This window comes from Dongia soli (assembly GCF_034044715.1).
GTDB classification, from domain to species: Bacteria; Pseudomonadota; Alphaproteobacteria; order Dongiales; family Dongiaceae; genus Dongia_B; species Dongia_B soli.
Genome location: NZ_JAXCLW010000001.1, coordinates 1,371,652 through 1,387,172 on the forward strand (window position 1 = coordinate 1,371,652; position 15,521 = coordinate 1,387,172).

16 protein-coding genes are annotated in these 15,521 nt (G+C 62.1%); 8 read left to right on the plus strand and 8 right to left on the minus strand.

The annotated features are described in order from the left end of the window. Positions 1 to 22: 22 nt before the first annotated feature. From cobT to SMD27_RS06300, 3 genes are all read right to left on the minus strand, one after another. The gene (cobT, locus tag SMD27_RS06290) at positions 23 to 1,870 is read right to left on the minus strand and encodes a cobaltochelatase subunit CobT (protein WP_320507466.1); all 1,848 of its coding nucleotides are present in this window, start codon (positions 1,868 to 1,870) and stop codon (positions 23 to 25) included. A 16-nt stretch (positions 1,871 to 1,886) separates the two neighbouring features. Next, positions 1,887 to 2,879 (minus strand): cobaltochelatase subunit CobS, encoded by a 993-nt coding sequence (gene cobS, locus SMD27_RS06295; protein ID WP_320507467.1) that lies wholly within the window; start codon positions 2,877 to 2,879, stop codon positions 1,887 to 1,889. A gap of 228 nt (positions 2,880 to 3,107) precedes the next feature. Continuing rightward, positions 3,108 to 3,689, minus strand: coding sequence for a J domain-containing protein (locus SMD27_RS06300; protein WP_320507468.1), 582 nt, complete (start codon positions 3,687 to 3,689; stop codon positions 3,108 to 3,110). A gap of 198 nt (positions 3,690 to 3,887) precedes the next feature. On the opposite strand from SMD27_RS06300, the gene SMD27_RS06305 reads away from it, so the two are divergent. Both SMD27_RS06305 and SMD27_RS06310 read left to right on the plus strand, forming a co-directional pair. Beyond that, positions 3,888 to 4,157: a BolA family protein gene (locus tag SMD27_RS06305; protein ID WP_320507469.1), complete on the plus strand. Its 270-nt coding sequence runs from the start codon at positions 3,888 to 3,890 to the stop codon at positions 4,155 to 4,157. Between the two features lie 379 nt (positions 4,158 to 4,536). Further along, positions 4,537 to 4,800: a ribbon-helix-helix domain-containing protein gene (locus SMD27_RS06310; protein ID WP_320507470.1), complete on the plus strand. Its 264-nt coding sequence runs from the start codon at positions 4,537 to 4,539 to the stop codon at positions 4,798 to 4,800. A gap of 31 nt (positions 4,801 to 4,831) precedes the next feature. Here the strand turns inward: SMD27_RS06310 and SMD27_RS06315 are convergent, their stop codons facing one another. After that, positions 4,832 to 5,839 carry a DMT family transporter gene (locus tag SMD27_RS06315; RefSeq protein ID WP_320507471.1) on the minus strand — a complete coding sequence of 336 codons (1,008 nt, stop codon included), beginning with the start codon at positions 5,837 to 5,839 and terminating at the stop codon, positions 4,832 to 4,834. 80 nt (positions 5,840 to 5,919) lie between these two features. On the opposite strand from SMD27_RS06315, the gene SMD27_RS06320 reads away from it, so the two are divergent. Further along, positions 5,920 to 6,456 (plus strand): Lrp/AsnC family transcriptional regulator, encoded by a 537-nt coding sequence (locus SMD27_RS06320; protein ID WP_320507472.1) that lies wholly within the window; start codon positions 5,920 to 5,922, stop codon positions 6,454 to 6,456. On the opposite strand, the gene SMD27_RS06325 is transcribed toward SMD27_RS06320, so the two are convergent. The 4 genes from SMD27_RS06325 to SMD27_RS06340 all read right to left on the minus strand — a co-directional run bounded on the left by SMD27_RS06325 (position 6,417) and on the right by SMD27_RS06340 (position 10,316). Continuing rightward, positions 6,417 to 7,070 (minus strand): DUF2889 domain-containing protein, encoded by a 654-nt coding sequence (locus SMD27_RS06325; RefSeq protein ID WP_320507473.1) that lies wholly within the window; start codon positions 7,068 to 7,070, stop codon positions 6,417 to 6,419. The two genes, SMD27_RS06320 and SMD27_RS06325, sit on opposite strands and share 40 nt — an antisense overlap. Positions 7,071 to 7,086: 16 nt before the next feature. Then, entirely contained in the window at positions 7,087 to 8,457 is a 1,371-nt protein-coding gene (locus tag SMD27_RS06330; RefSeq protein WP_320507474.1) for an HlyC/CorC family transporter, read from the minus strand. 63 nt (positions 8,458 to 8,520) lie between these two features. Next, complete coding sequence (gene aroB, locus SMD27_RS06335) at positions 8,521 to 9,645, minus strand: 3-dehydroquinate synthase (RefSeq protein ID WP_320507475.1); 1,125 nt, start codon at positions 9,643 to 9,645, stop codon at positions 8,521 to 8,523. Continuing rightward, on the minus strand, positions 9,642 to 10,316 hold the full coding sequence (locus tag SMD27_RS06340; protein WP_320507476.1) for a shikimate kinase: 675 nt from the start codon (positions 10,314 to 10,316) through the stop codon (positions 9,642 to 9,644). Before SMD27_RS06340 ends, aroB begins: the two co-directional genes overlap by 4 nt. 118 nt (positions 10,317 to 10,434) lie before the next feature. Between SMD27_RS06340 and SMD27_RS06345 the strand changes: the two genes are divergently transcribed. The 5 genes from SMD27_RS06345 to SMD27_RS06365 all read left to right on the plus strand — a co-directional run bounded on the left by SMD27_RS06345 (position 10,435) and on the right by SMD27_RS06365 (position 15,514). Next, on the plus strand, positions 10,435 to 10,632 hold the full coding sequence (locus tag SMD27_RS06345) for a hypothetical protein (protein ID WP_320507477.1): 198 nt from the start codon (positions 10,435 to 10,437) through the stop codon (positions 10,630 to 10,632). Beyond that, positions 10,610 to 12,469 carry a hypothetical protein gene (locus SMD27_RS06350; protein ID WP_320507478.1) on the plus strand — a complete coding sequence of 620 codons (1,860 nt, stop codon included), beginning with the start codon at positions 10,610 to 10,612 and terminating at the stop codon, positions 12,467 to 12,469. The genes SMD27_RS06345 and SMD27_RS06350 overlap by 23 nt, the downstream gene beginning before the upstream one ends. A 13-nt stretch (positions 12,470 to 12,482) precedes the next feature. Beyond that, entirely contained in the window at positions 12,483 to 13,472 is a 990-nt protein-coding gene (locus tag SMD27_RS06355; RefSeq protein ID WP_320507479.1) for a site-specific tyrosine recombinase XerD, read from the plus strand. A gap of 81 nt (positions 13,473 to 13,553) precedes the next feature. Then, on the plus strand, positions 13,554 to 14,534 hold the full coding sequence (locus SMD27_RS06360) for an HpcH/HpaI aldolase/citrate lyase family protein (RefSeq protein WP_320507480.1): 981 nt from the start codon (positions 13,554 to 13,556) through the stop codon (positions 14,532 to 14,534). Between the two features lie 20 nt (positions 14,535 to 14,554). Next, positions 14,555 to 15,514: an acetyl-CoA carboxylase carboxyltransferase subunit alpha gene (locus tag SMD27_RS06365; RefSeq protein ID WP_320507481.1), complete on the plus strand. Its 960-nt coding sequence runs from the start codon at positions 14,555 to 14,557 to the stop codon at positions 15,512 to 15,514. Positions 15,515 to 15,521: the final 7 nt, after the last annotated feature.

Sequence of the window (15,521 nt, forward strand, 5' to 3'; positions counted from 1 at the left end):
CCGCCGCTTATCCTTGAGGTCTCTAGCGCCGGCGACGGCGCGGCTGATGGTCTTCCTCGAACAAGGCGGCCAATTGCTCCAGCACCGTGCCGCCCAATTGCTCGGCATCGACGATTGTAACGGCGCGGCGGTAATAGCGGGTGACGTCATGGCCGATGCCGATGGCGACGATCTCCACCGCCGATCGCGTCTCGACCCAGTCGATCACCTCGCGCAGATGATGTTCCAGATAATTGCCAGGATTGACCGACAGGGTGGAATCATCGACCGGCGCACCGTCGGAGATCACCATCAGGATCTTGCGCTGCTCGGGGCGGCCGATCAGCCGGCTATGGGCCCAAAGCAGCGCCTCGCCGTCGATATTTTCCTTGAGGATGCCTTCGCGCAGCATCAGCCCCAGATTCTTCCGGGCCCGCCGCCAAGGCGTATCCGCCGCCTTATAAATGATATGCCGCAAGTCATTGAGACGGCCGGGACTGCTTGGCTTGTTGGCGGCAATCCAGGCTTCGCGGGACTGGCCGCCCTTCCACATGCGCGTGGTGAAGCCGAGGATCTCGACCTTCACACCGCAGCGCTCCAAGGTTCGCGCCAGGATATCGCCAGTCATCGCAGCGACGGTGATCGGCCGCCCGCGCATCGACCCCGAGTTGTCGATCAGCAGGGTGACGACCGTGTCGCGGAATTCGGTATCGCTTTCCTGCTTGTAGCTCAGCGGCAATTCCGGATTGACGATGACACGCGGCAGCCGCGCGGCATCCAGCAGGCCTTCTTCCAGATCGAAGTTCCAGGATCGGTTCTGCTTTGCCAGCAATCGCCGCTGCAGCCGGTTGGCAAGCTTCGCCACGACTGCCTGCAGATTGACCAGCTGCTGATCCAGCATCTGGCGCAAGCGCGTCAATTCATCCGGGTCGCACAGCTCTTCAGCGCCGATCACTTCATCGAACTGATTGGTGAACGGCTTATAGGCGGAATCATGGCGATTGCGCCCGAGATCGTGTTCCTGACGTCGACCGGGTTTGCCGGGTTGTTCTTCCCCGTCCTCGGTCGGCATATCCATCTCGTCTTCGCTGCCGGCCATCTCTTCTGCCTCGGCTTCGCCCTCGGCAGCGGATTTGTCCATCGGCGGCGGCTGATCGGTTTCACCCTGTTCGCCGCCTTGCTGCTGCGGCTGGTCGTCAGGCTGGTTCTGCTGATCGTCCTGCTCGTCGCTTTGATCGTCGCTGGAATCGAAATCCTCGTCGCTTGCTTCCATCTCCAGATCGGCGAGCAGGCGGCGCACCGCCTTCGCATAGGCGCGCTGGTCATGCAATTCGTCGCGCAGATGGGCGATATCGTCCCGTACCTTCTGGTCCAGATCGGCGCGCCACAGATCGACCATGGCCTTGGCGCTGTCCGGCACTGGCTGGCCGGTGATCGCCTCGCGCACCAGCAGGCGCATGACATCGGCCAGGTTGGCTTCCTGACGCGAATTGATCCGGGCGAAGCCCTTCAGTTTGCAATGCTCCTTCAGCGCCGCCGTCAGGTTTTCCGAAACCCCGACCATGCGCTGGCTGCCCAGGGCTTCCACCCGCGCTTGTTCGACCGCATTGAACACTTCGCGGGCGAGCGGCGTTTTCGGGCATTCGCGGGCATGCAGCTTGTTGTCGTGATAACGAAGCTTCAGCGCGATGGCATCGGCCTCACCTCGGGCATAGGCGACTTCCGCCGCCGGCAGATGGCGTGCCGGCAAAGGTAGGCGGGCTTCGCTGCCCAGCAGATTCGCTGGGCCGGGCGAGAAGCTCGCCTGCACATCGTTCTTTTCCGCGATGGCGCGCATGGTCGCGCCGGTGATGCGGCGGAACTCCTCCAGCGGATTGAAGGGGCTGGACATGACGATGCCTCGGTTCTTAAACCAGCTGCGCCCGTGTGATGCTGTCCTTCAGATCGACACCGAAACAGCGCTGGTAATATTCCGCGACGATTGGCCGTTCCAGCTCGTCGCATTTGTTGAGGAACGAGACGCGGAAGGCAAAGCCGACATCGTTGAAGATGCGGGCATTCTCGGCCCAGGTGATGACGGTACGTGGACTCATGACGGTGGAGATGTCGCCGTTGATGAAGCCGGCACGGGTCAATTCGGCGCAGGCCACCATGGCCCCGATCGTCTTGCGGCCGGCATCGTTGTCATAGGTCGGCGATTTGGAAACGCAGATATTCACCTCGTCGTCATGCGGCAAATAGTTCAACGTGGCGACGATGTTCCAGCGGTCCATTTGGCCCTGGTTGATCTGCTGGGTGCCGTGATAGAGGCCGGTCGTATCGCCAAGGCCGATCGTGTTGGCGGTGGCGAACAGCCGGAAGGCCGGATGCGGCCGGATCACCTTGTTCTGGTCCAGCAAGGTCAGCTTGCCTTCGACTTCCAGCACGCGCTGGATCACGAACATCACGTCGGGCCGGCCGGCATCATATTCGTCGAAGACCAAAGCGGTCGGATGTTGCAGGGCCCAAGGCAAGAGGCCTTCTCGGTATTCGGTCACCTGCTTGCCGTCCTTCAGGACGATGGCGTCCTTGCCGATCAGGTCGATGCGGCTGATATGGCTATCCAGATTGATGCGGATGCAGGGCCAATTGAGACGCGCGGCGACCTGCTCGACATGGGTCGATTTACCGGTGCCGTGATAACCCTGGATCATGACGCGGCGGTTATAGGCAAAACCGGCCAGGATCGCCATCGTGGTGTCATGATCGAAGCGATAGGATTCGTCGACATCCGGTACATGTTCGCTACGTTGGCTGAACGCCGGCACCTGCATGTCGGATTCCAGGCCGAAGACCTGGCTGACGGAGATGGAGATATCGGGGGTGGCGGTCTTTTCCGCCGCCGCGCTGGTGGCTGCCATGATAAAGTGATCCGCTTTCGTTACATTACTGCGTCGTTGGCAATTTCTACTCGATTATAGTGGGATTGCGCTAGGTCGGAGCGCAGGGAACGACCACGGGGTGACAATATGCGCAATCCAGCCTCGTCTGCCCGGCATATACGCCTCGCCAGCATGCGTGCCGGGTCGCGTCGTTCCTGAAGGGACCGGAATAACGCTAGAGCGGGGTCCGCTTCGCGGAAACGCCCGTCACGCCCCGGCGATGGCCGCGGCTTTCAGCGTGCTATAAGCCTGGTTGACCAATTTCAGCTGCTCTTCCGCCGTTTTGTCGCCGCCATTAGCATCGGGATGGAGCTTTTTCACCAAACTCTTATAGCGCAGCTTGATCTCATCGAAAGTGGCAGGCCAGCTCAGGTTAAGCACTGCCAAAGCCTGTTCCTCCGGAGAGGTTGCGGCCTTGGCGCGCTGTTGCCGTTCCCGCTTCGCTTGCTCGCCGTTCAAGGCTTCGGCGACGTCATCCGGCACGAAATCGCCTTTGACGCCAAAACGGTGGTGAGCACCAAGACGGCCCAACGGCCAAGTGGGCCGTTGTCCGACGATGTCCTGGCGCATTTGCCGCTCGATTTCAGCTTGATTCATGCCGGCATAGTAATCCCAAGCCTTGTTGTAGGCGCGCACGTGCTCCAGGCAGAACCAGTAATATTCGTTCAGCTTTTGCCGTGATTTCGGCGCGCGATGAACCCCCGCCTCGGTGCAACCGGGATGGTTGCAGAGGGTGATTTGCGGCTGCGCGTCCTCGAATGAGTCTCGGCGCCGATATCGTTGGTTCATGGATTTCGGCATGCCAATAGTATGGGTTTTCGCCGCTGCTAAGGCAAGTATCGCGCGACCGCACTGCACAGGGAACAGCGTTGCATGCGACGGACTTGTCAAATGCGCGACTTCTCCGTAACCATCCTTGCGGCCAGCGGCTAATGCTTCACCGCGATGCCGGCAGGCTGGCCACCCTAGATGAATGGAGTGATTATCATGGGGCAGGTCGCCGATCGTCTGGAAGCAAAACTGCGCACGGCTTTTCAGCCCGAGGCGCTCGCCGTCATCGACCAGACCAATGAGCACCACGGCCATGCGGGCTGGCGCGAAAGCGGCGAAACACATTTCCGGATCGAAATTACAGCCGCCGCTTTCGCGGGCAAATCCCGGGTTGAGCGCCAACGCCTTGTCTATGCCACTTTGGCGGATGACATGAACAATCCGGTACATGCGCTCTCTTTGGTGACACGGGCACCCGGCGAGTAAACGCCTGTCGAAGACTTCCATGGAGCCGGGCAAAAACCCGCTAGAAGACTTGCGGCGATTTGGCGCGCGGCGGTTCTATCGGCTGTCCACTAGGTTGTCGGGCCGATTAAGTTTTGATTACCGCTTCTGATGTACTGCGGTAGATTGTCGCAACCGAAAGCAGCAGAATCGATGAAACCCGCGCAACACTACTTTCGATAAGTTCAAATTAAGATAATTTTTAGCAAAAATTATTGACTTGTCTGGCGTCACCTGCTTGGGAATATACGCATAAGCTCTTTTGGGGGAAGGGTGGACTGCCGTCATGAAGGGATCACATAAAGCCGCACCCGAAGGTGCGACCGGGCGAAGTTCTGTACAACTGGGATTGGATAGAACGATGATTGCCCGCAACGTCACGGTAGCTGGTCGGCGCACGAGCCTTCGGCTGGAACCGGAAATGTGGGATGCGCTGCTTGAAATCGGGACGCGCGAAAATCTATCGCTGCATCAGCTCTGCACCGAAGTGAATCGCCATCGCGGGGAATCGAGCCTCACCGCCTCGATCCGGGCCTACGCCTTGGCTTATTTCCGGGCGGCGGCAACCGAACGCGGTCATCGCAGCGCAGGACATGGCGGATTGCCGAGGCGCCGCGCGGACTGATATCGGATCGCCGCGTTGCAGTCGGAATATGTTATTTTCCGCTGCGCTGGAGGCCGGTCGCAAGGGCCACGCCAAACGTGACGCAGGCCGTCGCCAGTGATGTGAGCGGCTGCACGCTTTCACCCAGCAGCAACAGGCCGCCCAGTAAGGTCAAGGCTGGAACCAAAGCGCTGAAAGCGGCCGCGCGAGTTGCGCCGAGCTGCCGCACCGCGATGCCATAAGCGACGATGGCGATCAAACCCGAAAGTCCACCCTGGATCAGCAATTGCGGCAGCCAGACCGCGACACCGATCTGGCCGATCCTGCTGCCGAAGACGATCGCCAGGGCAAGATGACACAAAAAGGACCAGAAGGCGGTGATAGCGGCGGCCTGCAGGGCAGTGAGGCCGGTTTTCTTGAAGGCATGGCTGTAGGCAGCCCAGAACATCGCGGCCATCAAGAATAGGCCATGGCCGAGCCAGGCCGCTGACAGGGCATTGCCCTTCGCCGGTTGAGTCCAGGGTTGCGCATGATGGAAGTCGCCGGCGGCTATGGCGGCAATTCCCATGCCGATCAGCACGTAACCCAGTATTTGGCGGCGAGCGAAGCGCGCTGTTCCAAGCAGACAACCGATCAGCGCTGCCCAGAGGGGCATGGTGCCGGGCAGCAGCGCGCCGATCTCCGCGGCGGGAGCAAAGCGCATGCCGGCGGCGGCAATCAGCAGGAAAGGGGCTCCCGAGCCGGCGAGCATGATCCCGAGGGGCAAAAGCGGGACGTTGCGCGGTAGCGGCCGGCAGCGCCACCAGACCGGCGCGAGGACGATAGCGGGCAGGCCATAGCGCAGCAGGCCGATATCGATCGGACCAAGTTCGGTTTCCGCAGAATATCGGGTCGCAACAATCCAGCCAGACCAGATCACCACGGTGACGAGGGCGGCCGCGAGGCCGATAGCCTTGGACCGCACACCGGTCAGCTGCAATGGCGGTCCGGCACTTTCCAGCGATGGGATGGCTCGGTTCCTCTCCTGAGAAAGACCCAGCAATAATGTGCCAAAAGGCAAGGCATGTCCTTGCCAAGTGTGGCCGCCTAGGTGAAGAGGGAGCAATCTTCGCCTGATCTTTCCGGATTCGTGAGCATAAGATGCCAATCGAACAGCTAGATGAGACAGATATACGAATCCTAAAAGCCTTGCAGGCGGATGGCCGGCTGACCAATGTCGATCTCGCCGAGCGCATCAATCTCTCGCCCTCGCCTTGCCTGCGACGGACCAAGCGACTGGAGGCGGCCGGCGTCATCGCCGGCTACCGGGCGGAGATCGACCGCACCAGGGTCGGGCTGGGGCTGACGGTCTTTATCGAGATCAAGGTGGGGCGGCATTCACGCAGCAATGCCGATGAGCTGACGGCGGCTTTGCTGGCGATCCCGGAGGTCGTCTCCTGCTGCATGGTTTCCGGCGCCGCCGATTTCCTGGTAGAACTGGCGGTTGCGGATCTCGCCGCCTATGAGCGCCTTTTGTCGGATCGGCTACTGGTCCTGCCGATGATTGCCGATATTCGCTCGAATTTCGCGCTTCGCGTGATCAAGACAGCAGGTCCACTGGCGCTACCCGACACGCCGCCGCCGAAGCAACCCTCAGGCTACCGATCCTCATCCGTCTCGCCCGCCGGCCCGGTATAAAACGCCGGCCATTGCTGGCGAACGATCTCACCGTCCGAAGCGAGCGCGTGGCAAGTGTCAAGGAAGCCGGGCTTGCGCCGCTTGGCGCTGCTCGCATCGCCGGGATCGGTCGGGGGACCTTCCGTCTTGCTCTCGCCACCCTCACGCTTTATCTGCTCTCGCTTCGTGCGCTCGCGATGGCTGTAGATCGTTTGGAATGCCACCGTGCCCATGGCGCGCAGCATCTCCACATGATGGGTGCAGCCATGGCTGCCGCCGAAATGCTGCCGTAGCACGCGGCTCCAGCCGGGCCCGACGCGGGCGCCGCGCAGCTGTTGGAAGGCGGGAATGATCGCCGCGCAGATTTCATAGGGGCTGGCTGCCGTCACCACGGCGATCTCGACGATGGTGAAATCGTCATCCAGCGTCAGGCGGATGCGCATGTCGTGGTAGGGCTCGCCTGCGGGAATGGTGCCGCGCCATTGATTGGGAAAATCGTAGGTCTTGGCATCGGTCATCCGCCCTTCGATGTCATAAAGGCCATCGCTGCGGCGGAAGCCGCGAAAATCATATTTGCGTTGATGGATTTCTTCACGCGAGGCGGGCGGGGGAAGCTCGGTAGGATAGCTGGTCATGCGATCTCATATGCTTTCAATGCGACTCGCGCCGCTGGCGGTCGCCTTTCGGGCCGGCTAGCAGGACGGTCACTTCGCCATTGCCGTTCTGCTCGGTACCATCGGCTTCCGGATTGACCGGGGTTAGCCGCAGCCGTTTCACTTGGTTGCGCTGGCGTTCGAGAATCTCGAAACGGAAGCCATAGAAGACGAAAACCTGTCCAGGCATCGGGATTTGCCGCGCCTCATGCAGCACCAGACCGGCCACGGTCGAAGCTTCCTCATCGGGCAGCCGCCAGCCGAATTCGCGGTTGAGGTCGCGCAAGGTCACGCTGCCATCGACCAGATAGCTGCCGTCTTCTTCCGGATGCACCCCTTCGACGCTAACATCATGTTCATCGGCGATATCGCCGACGATCTCTTCCAGAATGTCTTCCAGCGTGACGATCCCCATCAGCGCGCCGTATTCATCGACCACGATAGCGAAATGTTCGCGCCTCTTGCGGAAGGCCTCGAGTTGCGCCAGCAGGCTGGTGCTGTCGGGAATGAACCAGGGCTTTGCGGCCAGGCTTTCGATATCGAGGCCATCGACCTGCCAGGCATTGGCTTCCAAAGCGCGCAGCAGCGCCTTGGCATGCAACACGCCGATGATATTGTCTGGCTCGTCGCGCCAGAGCGGGATGCGGGTATGCGGGCTGGCCAGAACCTCGCGGACGATCTCCGCCGCTGGCTGGCTGGCCTCGATCATCACCATATTGCGGCGGTGGACCATGATATCCGAAACCGGTACATCGTCGAGATCGAGGATCGAATGCAGCATGGCATTCGCTTCCCGAATTTCCTCGGTCGACTCCGAATGCAGATCGATGGCGCCGCGCAATTCTTCCAGCCGTTCTTCGGTGCCGGGGGTGGCGGCCACCTGGACGCCGAACAGGCGGAGCAGGCCGTTGACGATGAGCTGTGTCACCTTGGTGATCGGATAAGCGAGACGCACCAGGAGCCAGAGGGGTGGCGAGGCAAGCAGCGCGCAGCGATCGGCATTGTTGATCGCGAAGGTCTTCGGCATCACCTCGGCAAAGATGAAGAGTACGCTGGTCGCGGCGATCGTGGCGATCCAGAAGGCCATGCCGCTATGACCGACATATTGGTCCATCACCAGAGTCATTAGGGCGGCGGTGGCGCTGTTGAGCGCCGTATTTCCAAGCAGGATAGTGCTGATCACGCGCTCCATGCGGCCATGCAGTTTGGCCACGGTCTTGGCGCGGGGGTTGCCCTGGCTGACCAGCGCATGGATCCGCGCCCGCGAGGCGGCAGTCAAGGCGGTCTCCGAGCCCGAGAAGAAACCGGAGCAGAGGATCAGGCAGATCAACAGCGCAATATAAAGAATCATCACCGTCGTCGGCGTCACGCTCATCTCCCCAGAAAGTTCTGCCGGTTGGAAAGTGTCGATTGTCGGGTGGCTGGGTCGACCTCAGGCGGCGATGCTGACTTCCAGCAAGGTGGCGACCTCGGCGAGATCAACATAGGCTGGTGAGAAGGCCTTGCCGATGCCATGAGCCAAGACGAAGCCGATCCGCCCGTCTTTCACCTTCTTGTCCTTGCCCATATGCTCGATCAGCCGCTCGGCGACCCAGTTCCGCCCTTCGACCCAGCCGGGATCGGTCGGCAGGCCGATGCTGGCGAGATGCCGCCGCAACCTCGCCGCATCTTCCAGCGGCGCCAGGCCCAGCCGGGCGGAGAGATCGAAGGCCATGACCATGCCGATCGCCACCGCCTCGCCATGCAGCAATTCGTCGGAATAGCCGCATTCGGCTTCCAGCGCATGGCCGAACGTGTGGCCGAGATTGAGCAGCGCGCGTTGCGCCGATTCGCGCTCGTCGGCGCCGACAATGCCGGCTTTGGCACGGCAACTGGTGACAATCGCTTGTCGCCTAGCGGCTTCGTCGCCGGCGATGATCCCGGCAGCGTGACATTCCAGCCAGGTGAAGAATTCGGAACTGTCGATCAAGCCGTATTTCACCACTTCAGCATAGCCGGCCCGCAATTCGCGCTTCGGTAGCGTGTCAAGTGCTGCGGTATCGGCCAGAACCAAGCGCGGCTGGTAGAAACTGCCGATCAGGTTCTTGCCCTGGGCCATATTGATGCCGGTCTTGCCGCCGACCGAACTGTCGACTTGGGCGAGCAATGTGGTCGGCACCTGAATGAAGTCGACGCCGCGCAGCAGGATCGAGGCGGCGAAGCCGGTGAGATCGCCGATTACGCCGCCGCCCAATGCGACCAATGTGGTGCTGCGCTCGGCCTTGAGGTCGAGCAGGCGGCCGCACAGCTCTTCTAACTGCGCGAAGCTCTTGGTCTGTTCGCCGGCCGGCAGCACGATGCGCTGGGTCGCGATGCCAGCCTGCACAAAGGCTTGGTCCAGGACCTCCAGGTGATGTCGGGCGACATTGGCATCGGTGACGATGATGACGCGCTTCTGGTTGAGCAGCGGTGCTGCGAATTCGCCGGCCCGGCTGATGAGGCCGCGCCCCACCAGGATATCGTAGCTGCGGGTACCGAGCTCGACGCGGACGGTCTCGGCTTGGTCGATCCGGCTCATGGCGCCACCTTGCGTGGCGCGAAGGTCGAATGGGCCGCCGGGCGATGATCGTTCAGCGCGGCGATCACCCGGGCCAGGGTGGCTTCGGGGGGGCCGTCGGTGGAGTCCACTGTCAGATCCGCTTCGGCATAGACCGGATAGCGGATGCCCATCAGCTCGGCCAGCTTCTGCCGCTGGTCGACATTCTGCAACAATGGCCGCTCATTGCGCCGGGCGACGCGTTTGACCAGCAGATCAAGGTCAGCCCGCAGCCAGATGGAGAATGCCCGCTCCTTGATCAAGGCGCGGGTGTTAGGGTCCATGAAGGCGCCACCGCCGGTTGCCAGCACATGAACCGGATTACCAAGCAACCGCTGGATGACACGGCGTTCGCCATCCCGGAAGGCCTGTTCGCCATGCCGGGCGAAAATATCGGAAATGCTGCAACCAGCCGCTGCCTCAATCTCGCGATCGGCATCGGTGAAGGGCAGGTGCAGATGGGCGGCCAAGCGCTTGCCGATGCAGCTCTTGCCCGCACCCATGAGTCCGACCAGGACAATGGTGCGGTCGACCGGCTGCGCCACGGCCGGCAACGCGGTGTGTGCCGCTCGCCCGGCAGCGGCCTCTTCATCCCGACTTTCGGCCTCTGTCGGCACCCCGGTCATCGATACCCAACCTTTCGATCCAGCCAAGCGTTTCCGCCATAATTGAACACTAGCATAATTCTCAAGCCCTGTGGCAAGTTAGCGGTCAAATCGATGCGAGTCGCGCCACGCTTCCCAGGCTGCCTGTCGCCTGGATGACTGCCTCGTGAATGGCAGTGACCGTGGCTTCGCCGCCAGTTGCTTAGGGAAGTTTGGGTATATGCACAAAGCGCTTTTAGGTCTCTTCATCGCTGTCATCGTCATCATCGGCGGCGCCGTGGCCGTATTGGCGGCTTGGGACTTGCCGGCGCCGACCGCGCAGATGGAAGTGCAAATCCCGAATGATCGCCTTTCTCTGCAATAAGTCGCGGATAACCCTGCCGGTCCTGACTTGGCGGGTCGCCCTGCTGTCCTGCGCCATCGGCGTCGTGCCCATGGTCGCTCTGGCGCAAACCGCCACCAATGCGCCGGTTCAACTCGGCGTGCCATCGCCTAGTCAGTCGACCGGCGGGGACGCCGGCCCTGATCAGCCCGATTACAATCCCGGCGGGGTCACCTCCACGCCGCTGCCACCGCTGCCTCGTCAGATGCCGGACCAGCAGGTACCGGGCCAACAGGTACCGGGCGCCAACGGGGAGAGTATCTCCAATGCCGCGCCCGCCGATGCGGGCAATGTGACGACAACGGGCCAGGCACCCGGCCTGATCGACGACCGGCAGGGCGGCCTTGGCACTGGCTTGTGGCAAGGGTCCAGCGCGGTGAAGTTGACGGCGCTCCTGCCGCAATTGCCGGCGCCGGTGAGCGAACCTGCCTTGCGCGACTTGCAGCTTCGCCTGCTCCTGACCCAGGCGGCGGGGCCGAGCGCTGCAGCCGGGATCGACAGTCTGGTGCCGTTGCGGGCCGATCGCCTCCATGTCATGGGCTTCGATGACGAGGCCTTGCAACTGGCCCAGCAACGGGGTGTGCCTGGGGTGGTAAGCGATCCGCGTGAAGCGGTCGACCGGCTCTGGATAAGTGATGACAAGGATGGCGCCTGCAAGCAGGTGCAAGCACAAGTCGCCGATGAACAATCCATCGAAGCCTATTGGCGCCGCGCCCTGGTCTACTGCCAGATCCTCCAGGGCGAGACCGACCGGGCCTCGATCGGCCTTGATCTGTTGCGCGAGCAGGCAGCCGGCGATCCGCAGACCAAGGATTTCATCACCGTTGCTTCGGTCCTGCTGGGCGATACCAAGGCGCAGGGTATCAAGAAGCCGATCGCCAATCCCGATCCGCTACTGGCGGCGATGATGAAGCAGGCGAAGCTGCCGGGCGCAGCGGCAAGTGCTTCTGTGCGGCCGACCGGCGTTGCCTTGACGGCTGCCATCGCGCGCGATGGCAGCAAGCCCTTGCTGGAGCGAATCCAGGCTGCCGAGACCGCTTTTGCCTTCGGGCTGATTTCGGCGGATGAACTAGCCGCCCTCTATCAGCAGGTGAAAGCCGCCGCTGCAGATACGGAACTGGCGGGCGCCGACACACCGGAGCACCGCGCCAGGCTCTATCAGCGGGCACAGCAAGGGCAGATGCCCGAGAGCCGTTTGCAATGGGTGACCCAGGCTTTGCGCGACGCGCGGGCGCGTGGCGACTATTTCAGCGCCGTGGCGCTCTATGCGCCGCTTCTCGCACAGATGACACCCAATCCGAGTCTGGCGCAATTCGCCCCTGAAGTGGCCCGCGCCTTGTTTGCTGCCGGCAATACCGATCGCGCCGGCTTCTGGCTCAATCTGGCGACCGGTCCCGGCAGCAATCCGCAAACCGCGCGCGACGCCGCCGGCCTGCGGCTGCTGGGGCGTATCGCCGGTCTCTATGGCAGCCGCGATGCCGGGACCGATCCAGTCGCCGACTGGCGGCAAGCGAGTGGCGCCAGTGAGGCGGCGGGCGAGCGGCTTTACGGCATCCTGGCTGGACTTGGCGACAGTGTTGCTGGCCGCGACGCAACGAGTTTCGCCGGCGGTAATCGAGATATTGCCGCGGCAGCGCAAGCGGGGCGGCGGGGCGAGACCGTGCTGCTGGCGCTGATCGCCCTTAACGCCAACGGCAAGAAACTGGCCCAGGCCGATAGCGCTGCCTTGGCGCAGTCATTGGGTGGCTTGACCGCTGTCGGCCTGCAACAGGATGCGCGCCGCATCGGCACTGAGGCAGCCATCCTGGCCGGCCTCTGACACGGTTGGTCCGATGCCGGCCGCCCATCTCGATGCCTTTCTCGAAATGCTGACGGCGGAGCGCAATGCCGCGCCCAATACGCAGGCGGCCTATCGGCGCGATCTCGAAGAAGTGGGCATTTTCCTGGCAAAGCGCGGCAAGGATCTGACCGGCGCCCGGTCGGAGGATCTCAGCGCCTATCTTTCTATGCTGGCCGCTGCCGGTGCCAAGCCCAGCACCGCGGCCCGCCGGCTCAGCGCCTTGCGGCAATACTACAGATTCGTCGTTGGTGAAGGCTGGCGCAGCGACGATCCCACGGGCGTCCTCGATAGTCCCCGGCTCGGCCGGCCTCTGCCAAAGCTGCTCGACGAGGACGAGATGGCCCGGCTCATCCAGGCTTGCGTCGCCTTGGACGGTGCCGAAGGTGCGCGGCTCACGGCGCTCACCGAACTCCTTTATGCCGCCGGGCTGCGGGTTTCCGAACTGGTCGCCCTGCCGCTGGCGGCAGTCTTGCGCGACCAGCCTTTCCTGGTCGTACGCGGCAAGGGATCGAAGGAACGGATGGTGCCGCTCAATCCATCGGCCAAGGCGGCCCTGGCGGCTTATCTCGATGTCAGGTCCCAATTCCTGCCACGGGACAAAAAGGGTGCACCGATCAAAGCCTCGCCCTGGCTCTTCCCCTCGCGCGGCGCGGCCGGCCATCTGACGCGCCAGCGTTTCGGGCAAATGCTGAAGGAGATCGCGGTGAAAGCGGGGATCGATCCGGCCCGGCTTTCGCCGCATGTGATCCGGCATGCCTTCGCCACCCATCTCTTGGATCACGGCGCCGATTTCCGGGCGCTGCAGAAAATGCTGGGCCATGCCGATATAACGACGACACAGATCTATACTCATGTCGTTTCCGGTCGATTAAAAGATCTCGTCGCCCGGCATCATCCTCTGGCCAATTCCGTCTCGTCCGGTCCGCCGGATCAATCCGCCGGGCCGTTGCACCGACCAAAGGACGACGCAGCTAAAGATTGACAGCGTCGGCCCGGTCGGGCCAAAAACTGCCTGCCGAAGACGGAGGGGGCGTTCTGCAACCGCCATTGGACAGGTACAGGCATGAGCTTCAAGATCGTCGAACAAGCGCCGGCGCGACTCAATCGCAGTGAATTGGCCGTTCCCGGCAGTCAGCCGCAACTCTTTGAAAAAGCAGCAAAATCGGCTGCGGATGTGATTTTCCTGGACCTTGAGGACGCGGTTGCGCCGGATGACAAGGCGCAGGCCCGCAAGAACATCATCGCGGCGCTGCGCGACGTCGATTGGGGTACCAAGACGATGTCCGTGCGCATCAATGGACTCGATACCCATTATATGTACCGGGATGTGGTCGATGTGATCGAGCAGGGCGGCGAGCGCCTGGACCTCATCATGATCCCCAAAGTCGGCACCGCCGCCGACGTCTATGCCGTCGACATGCTGGTCACCCAATGCGAAGCGGCAATCGGCCGGAAGAAGCGGATCGGTTTCGAAATGATCATCGAAACGGCACTCGGCATGCAGAACGTGCATGAGATCGCCGCGGCCTCGAAGCGCAATGAAAGCCTGCATTTCGGCGTGGCCGATTACGCCGCCTCGACCAAGGCGCGCACCACCAATATCGGCGGCGCCAATCCGGCCTATTCGATTCTTACCGATAAGGATGAGGCCGGCAATCGCGACATCCATTGGGGCGATATGTGGCATTATGCCATCGCCCGCATGGTGGTGGCGGCGCGGGCGAACGGTCTTCGTCCGGTCGATGGTCCTTTCGGCGATTTCTCCGATCCGGAAGGCTATAAGGCCGGCGGCAATCGCGCCGGTGTCCTCGGCTGCGAAGGCAAATGGGCGATCCATCCGAGTCAGGTCGAGCTTGCCAATCAGCTCTTCACGCCCAGCGAGGCGGAAGTGAAGAAGGCTGAGCGCATTATGGAAGCGATGGCTCAGGCCCAGCGTGAAGGCCGTGGTGCGGTCTCGCTGGACGGTCGTTTGATCGATCTGGCCTCGATCCGTCAGGCTGAAGTCCTGGTCGCCAAGGCGAAGCAGATTTCGGCAGCGAAATAACAACAAGGTAGATGCAGTAAATGGCGACTTTCCTCGATTTCGAAAAGCCGATCGCGGAGCTTGAAGGCAAGATTGCCGAGCTCCGGCACTTATCGAACGGCGATGACATGAATATCGCCGAGGAAGTCGCCAAGCTGCAGACCAAGGCGGAAAAGATGCTGCGCCAGACCTATGGCAAGCTGACCGCCTGGCAGAAGACCCAGGTCGCCCGGCATCCCGAACGGCCGCATTTCATCGACTATGTCGCCGGCCTCGTCACCGATTACGTGCCCTTGGCCGGCGACCGCAATTTTGCCGATGACAAGGCGATCCTCGGCGGCCTTGCCCGTTTCCGCGGCCAGCCTGTCGTCATTATGGGCCATGAGAAGGGTGCGGATACCACCAGCCGCATGCGGCACAATTTCGGCATGGCCAAGCCGGAAGGTTATCGCAAGGCGATCCGCCTGATGGAACTCGCCGAGCGGTTCCAATTGCCCGTCATCACCTTGGTCGATACGCCCGGCGCCTTTCCGGGCGTCGAAGCCGAAGCGCGCGGTCAGGCGGAAGCCATCGCCCGCTCAATCGAAGCCTGCCTGAAACTCCAGGTGCCACTGATTTCCGCCATCATTGGTGAAGGTGGCAGCGGCGGCGCCATTGCACTCGCTGCTGCAAACCACATCATCATGCTTGAACATTCTGTCTATTCGGTGATTTCGCCGGAAGGCTGCGCTTCCATCCTCTGGCGCAGCGGCGAGCAGGCCCGCGATGCCGCCGAGGCCTTGAAGCTGACCTCGGAGGATCTGCGTTCGCTCGGCGTGATTGACGAAATCGTCGCCGAGCCCCTGGGCGGTGCCCATCGCGGCAAGTCGCAGATCATCGACGGCCTAGGCGAGGCGATCGATGGTGCTTTGCAGCGGTTCAGCAGCATGTCCGGTCTCGATATCCGCGATCAGCGCCGCGACAAATTCCTCGAAATGGGCCGCCAAGGTCTGTCAAGCTGAGCCTGTC

Bases quoted from the DNA above. Each gene is read 5' to 3' on its own strand.
- cobT (WP_320507466.1), bottom strand. From the start codon at position 1,870: ATGTCCAGCCCCTTCAATCCGCTGGAGGAGTTCCGCCGCATCACCGGC.
- cobS (WP_320507467.1), bottom strand. From the start codon at position 2,879: ATGGCAGCCACCAGCGCGGCGGCGGAAAAGACCGCCACCCCCGATATC.
- SMD27_RS06300 (WP_320507468.1), bottom strand. From the start codon at position 3,689: ATGAACCAACGATATCGGCGCCGAGACTCATTCGAGGACGCGCAGCCG.
- SMD27_RS06305 (WP_320507469.1), top strand. From the start codon at position 3,888: ATGGGGCAGGTCGCCGATCGTCTGGAAGCAAAACTGCGCACGGCTTTT.
- SMD27_RS06310 (WP_320507470.1), top strand. From the start codon at position 4,537: ATGATTGCCCGCAACGTCACGGTAGCTGGTCGGCGCACGAGCCTTCGG.
- SMD27_RS06320 (WP_320507472.1), top strand. From the start codon at position 5,920: ATGCCAATCGAACAGCTAGATGAGACAGATATACGAATCCTAAAAGCC.
- SMD27_RS06325 (WP_320507473.1), bottom strand. From the start codon at position 7,070: ATGACCAGCTATCCTACCGAGCTTCCCCCGCCCGCCTCGCGTGAAGAA.
- aroB (WP_320507475.1), bottom strand. From the start codon at position 9,645: ATGAGCCGGATCGACCAAGCCGAGACCGTCCGCGTCGAGCTCGGTACC.
- SMD27_RS06350 (WP_320507478.1), top strand. From the start codon at position 10,610: ATGATCGCCTTTCTCTGCAATAAGTCGCGGATAACCCTGCCGGTCCTG.
- SMD27_RS06355 (WP_320507479.1), top strand. From the start codon at position 12,483: ATGCCGGCCGCCCATCTCGATGCCTTTCTCGAAATGCTGACGGCGGAG.
- SMD27_RS06360 (WP_320507480.1), top strand. From the start codon at position 13,554: ATGAGCTTCAAGATCGTCGAACAAGCGCCGGCGCGACTCAATCGCAGT.
- SMD27_RS06365 (WP_320507481.1), top strand. From the start codon at position 14,555: ATGGCGACTTTCCTCGATTTCGAAAAGCCGATCGCGGAGCTTGAAGGC.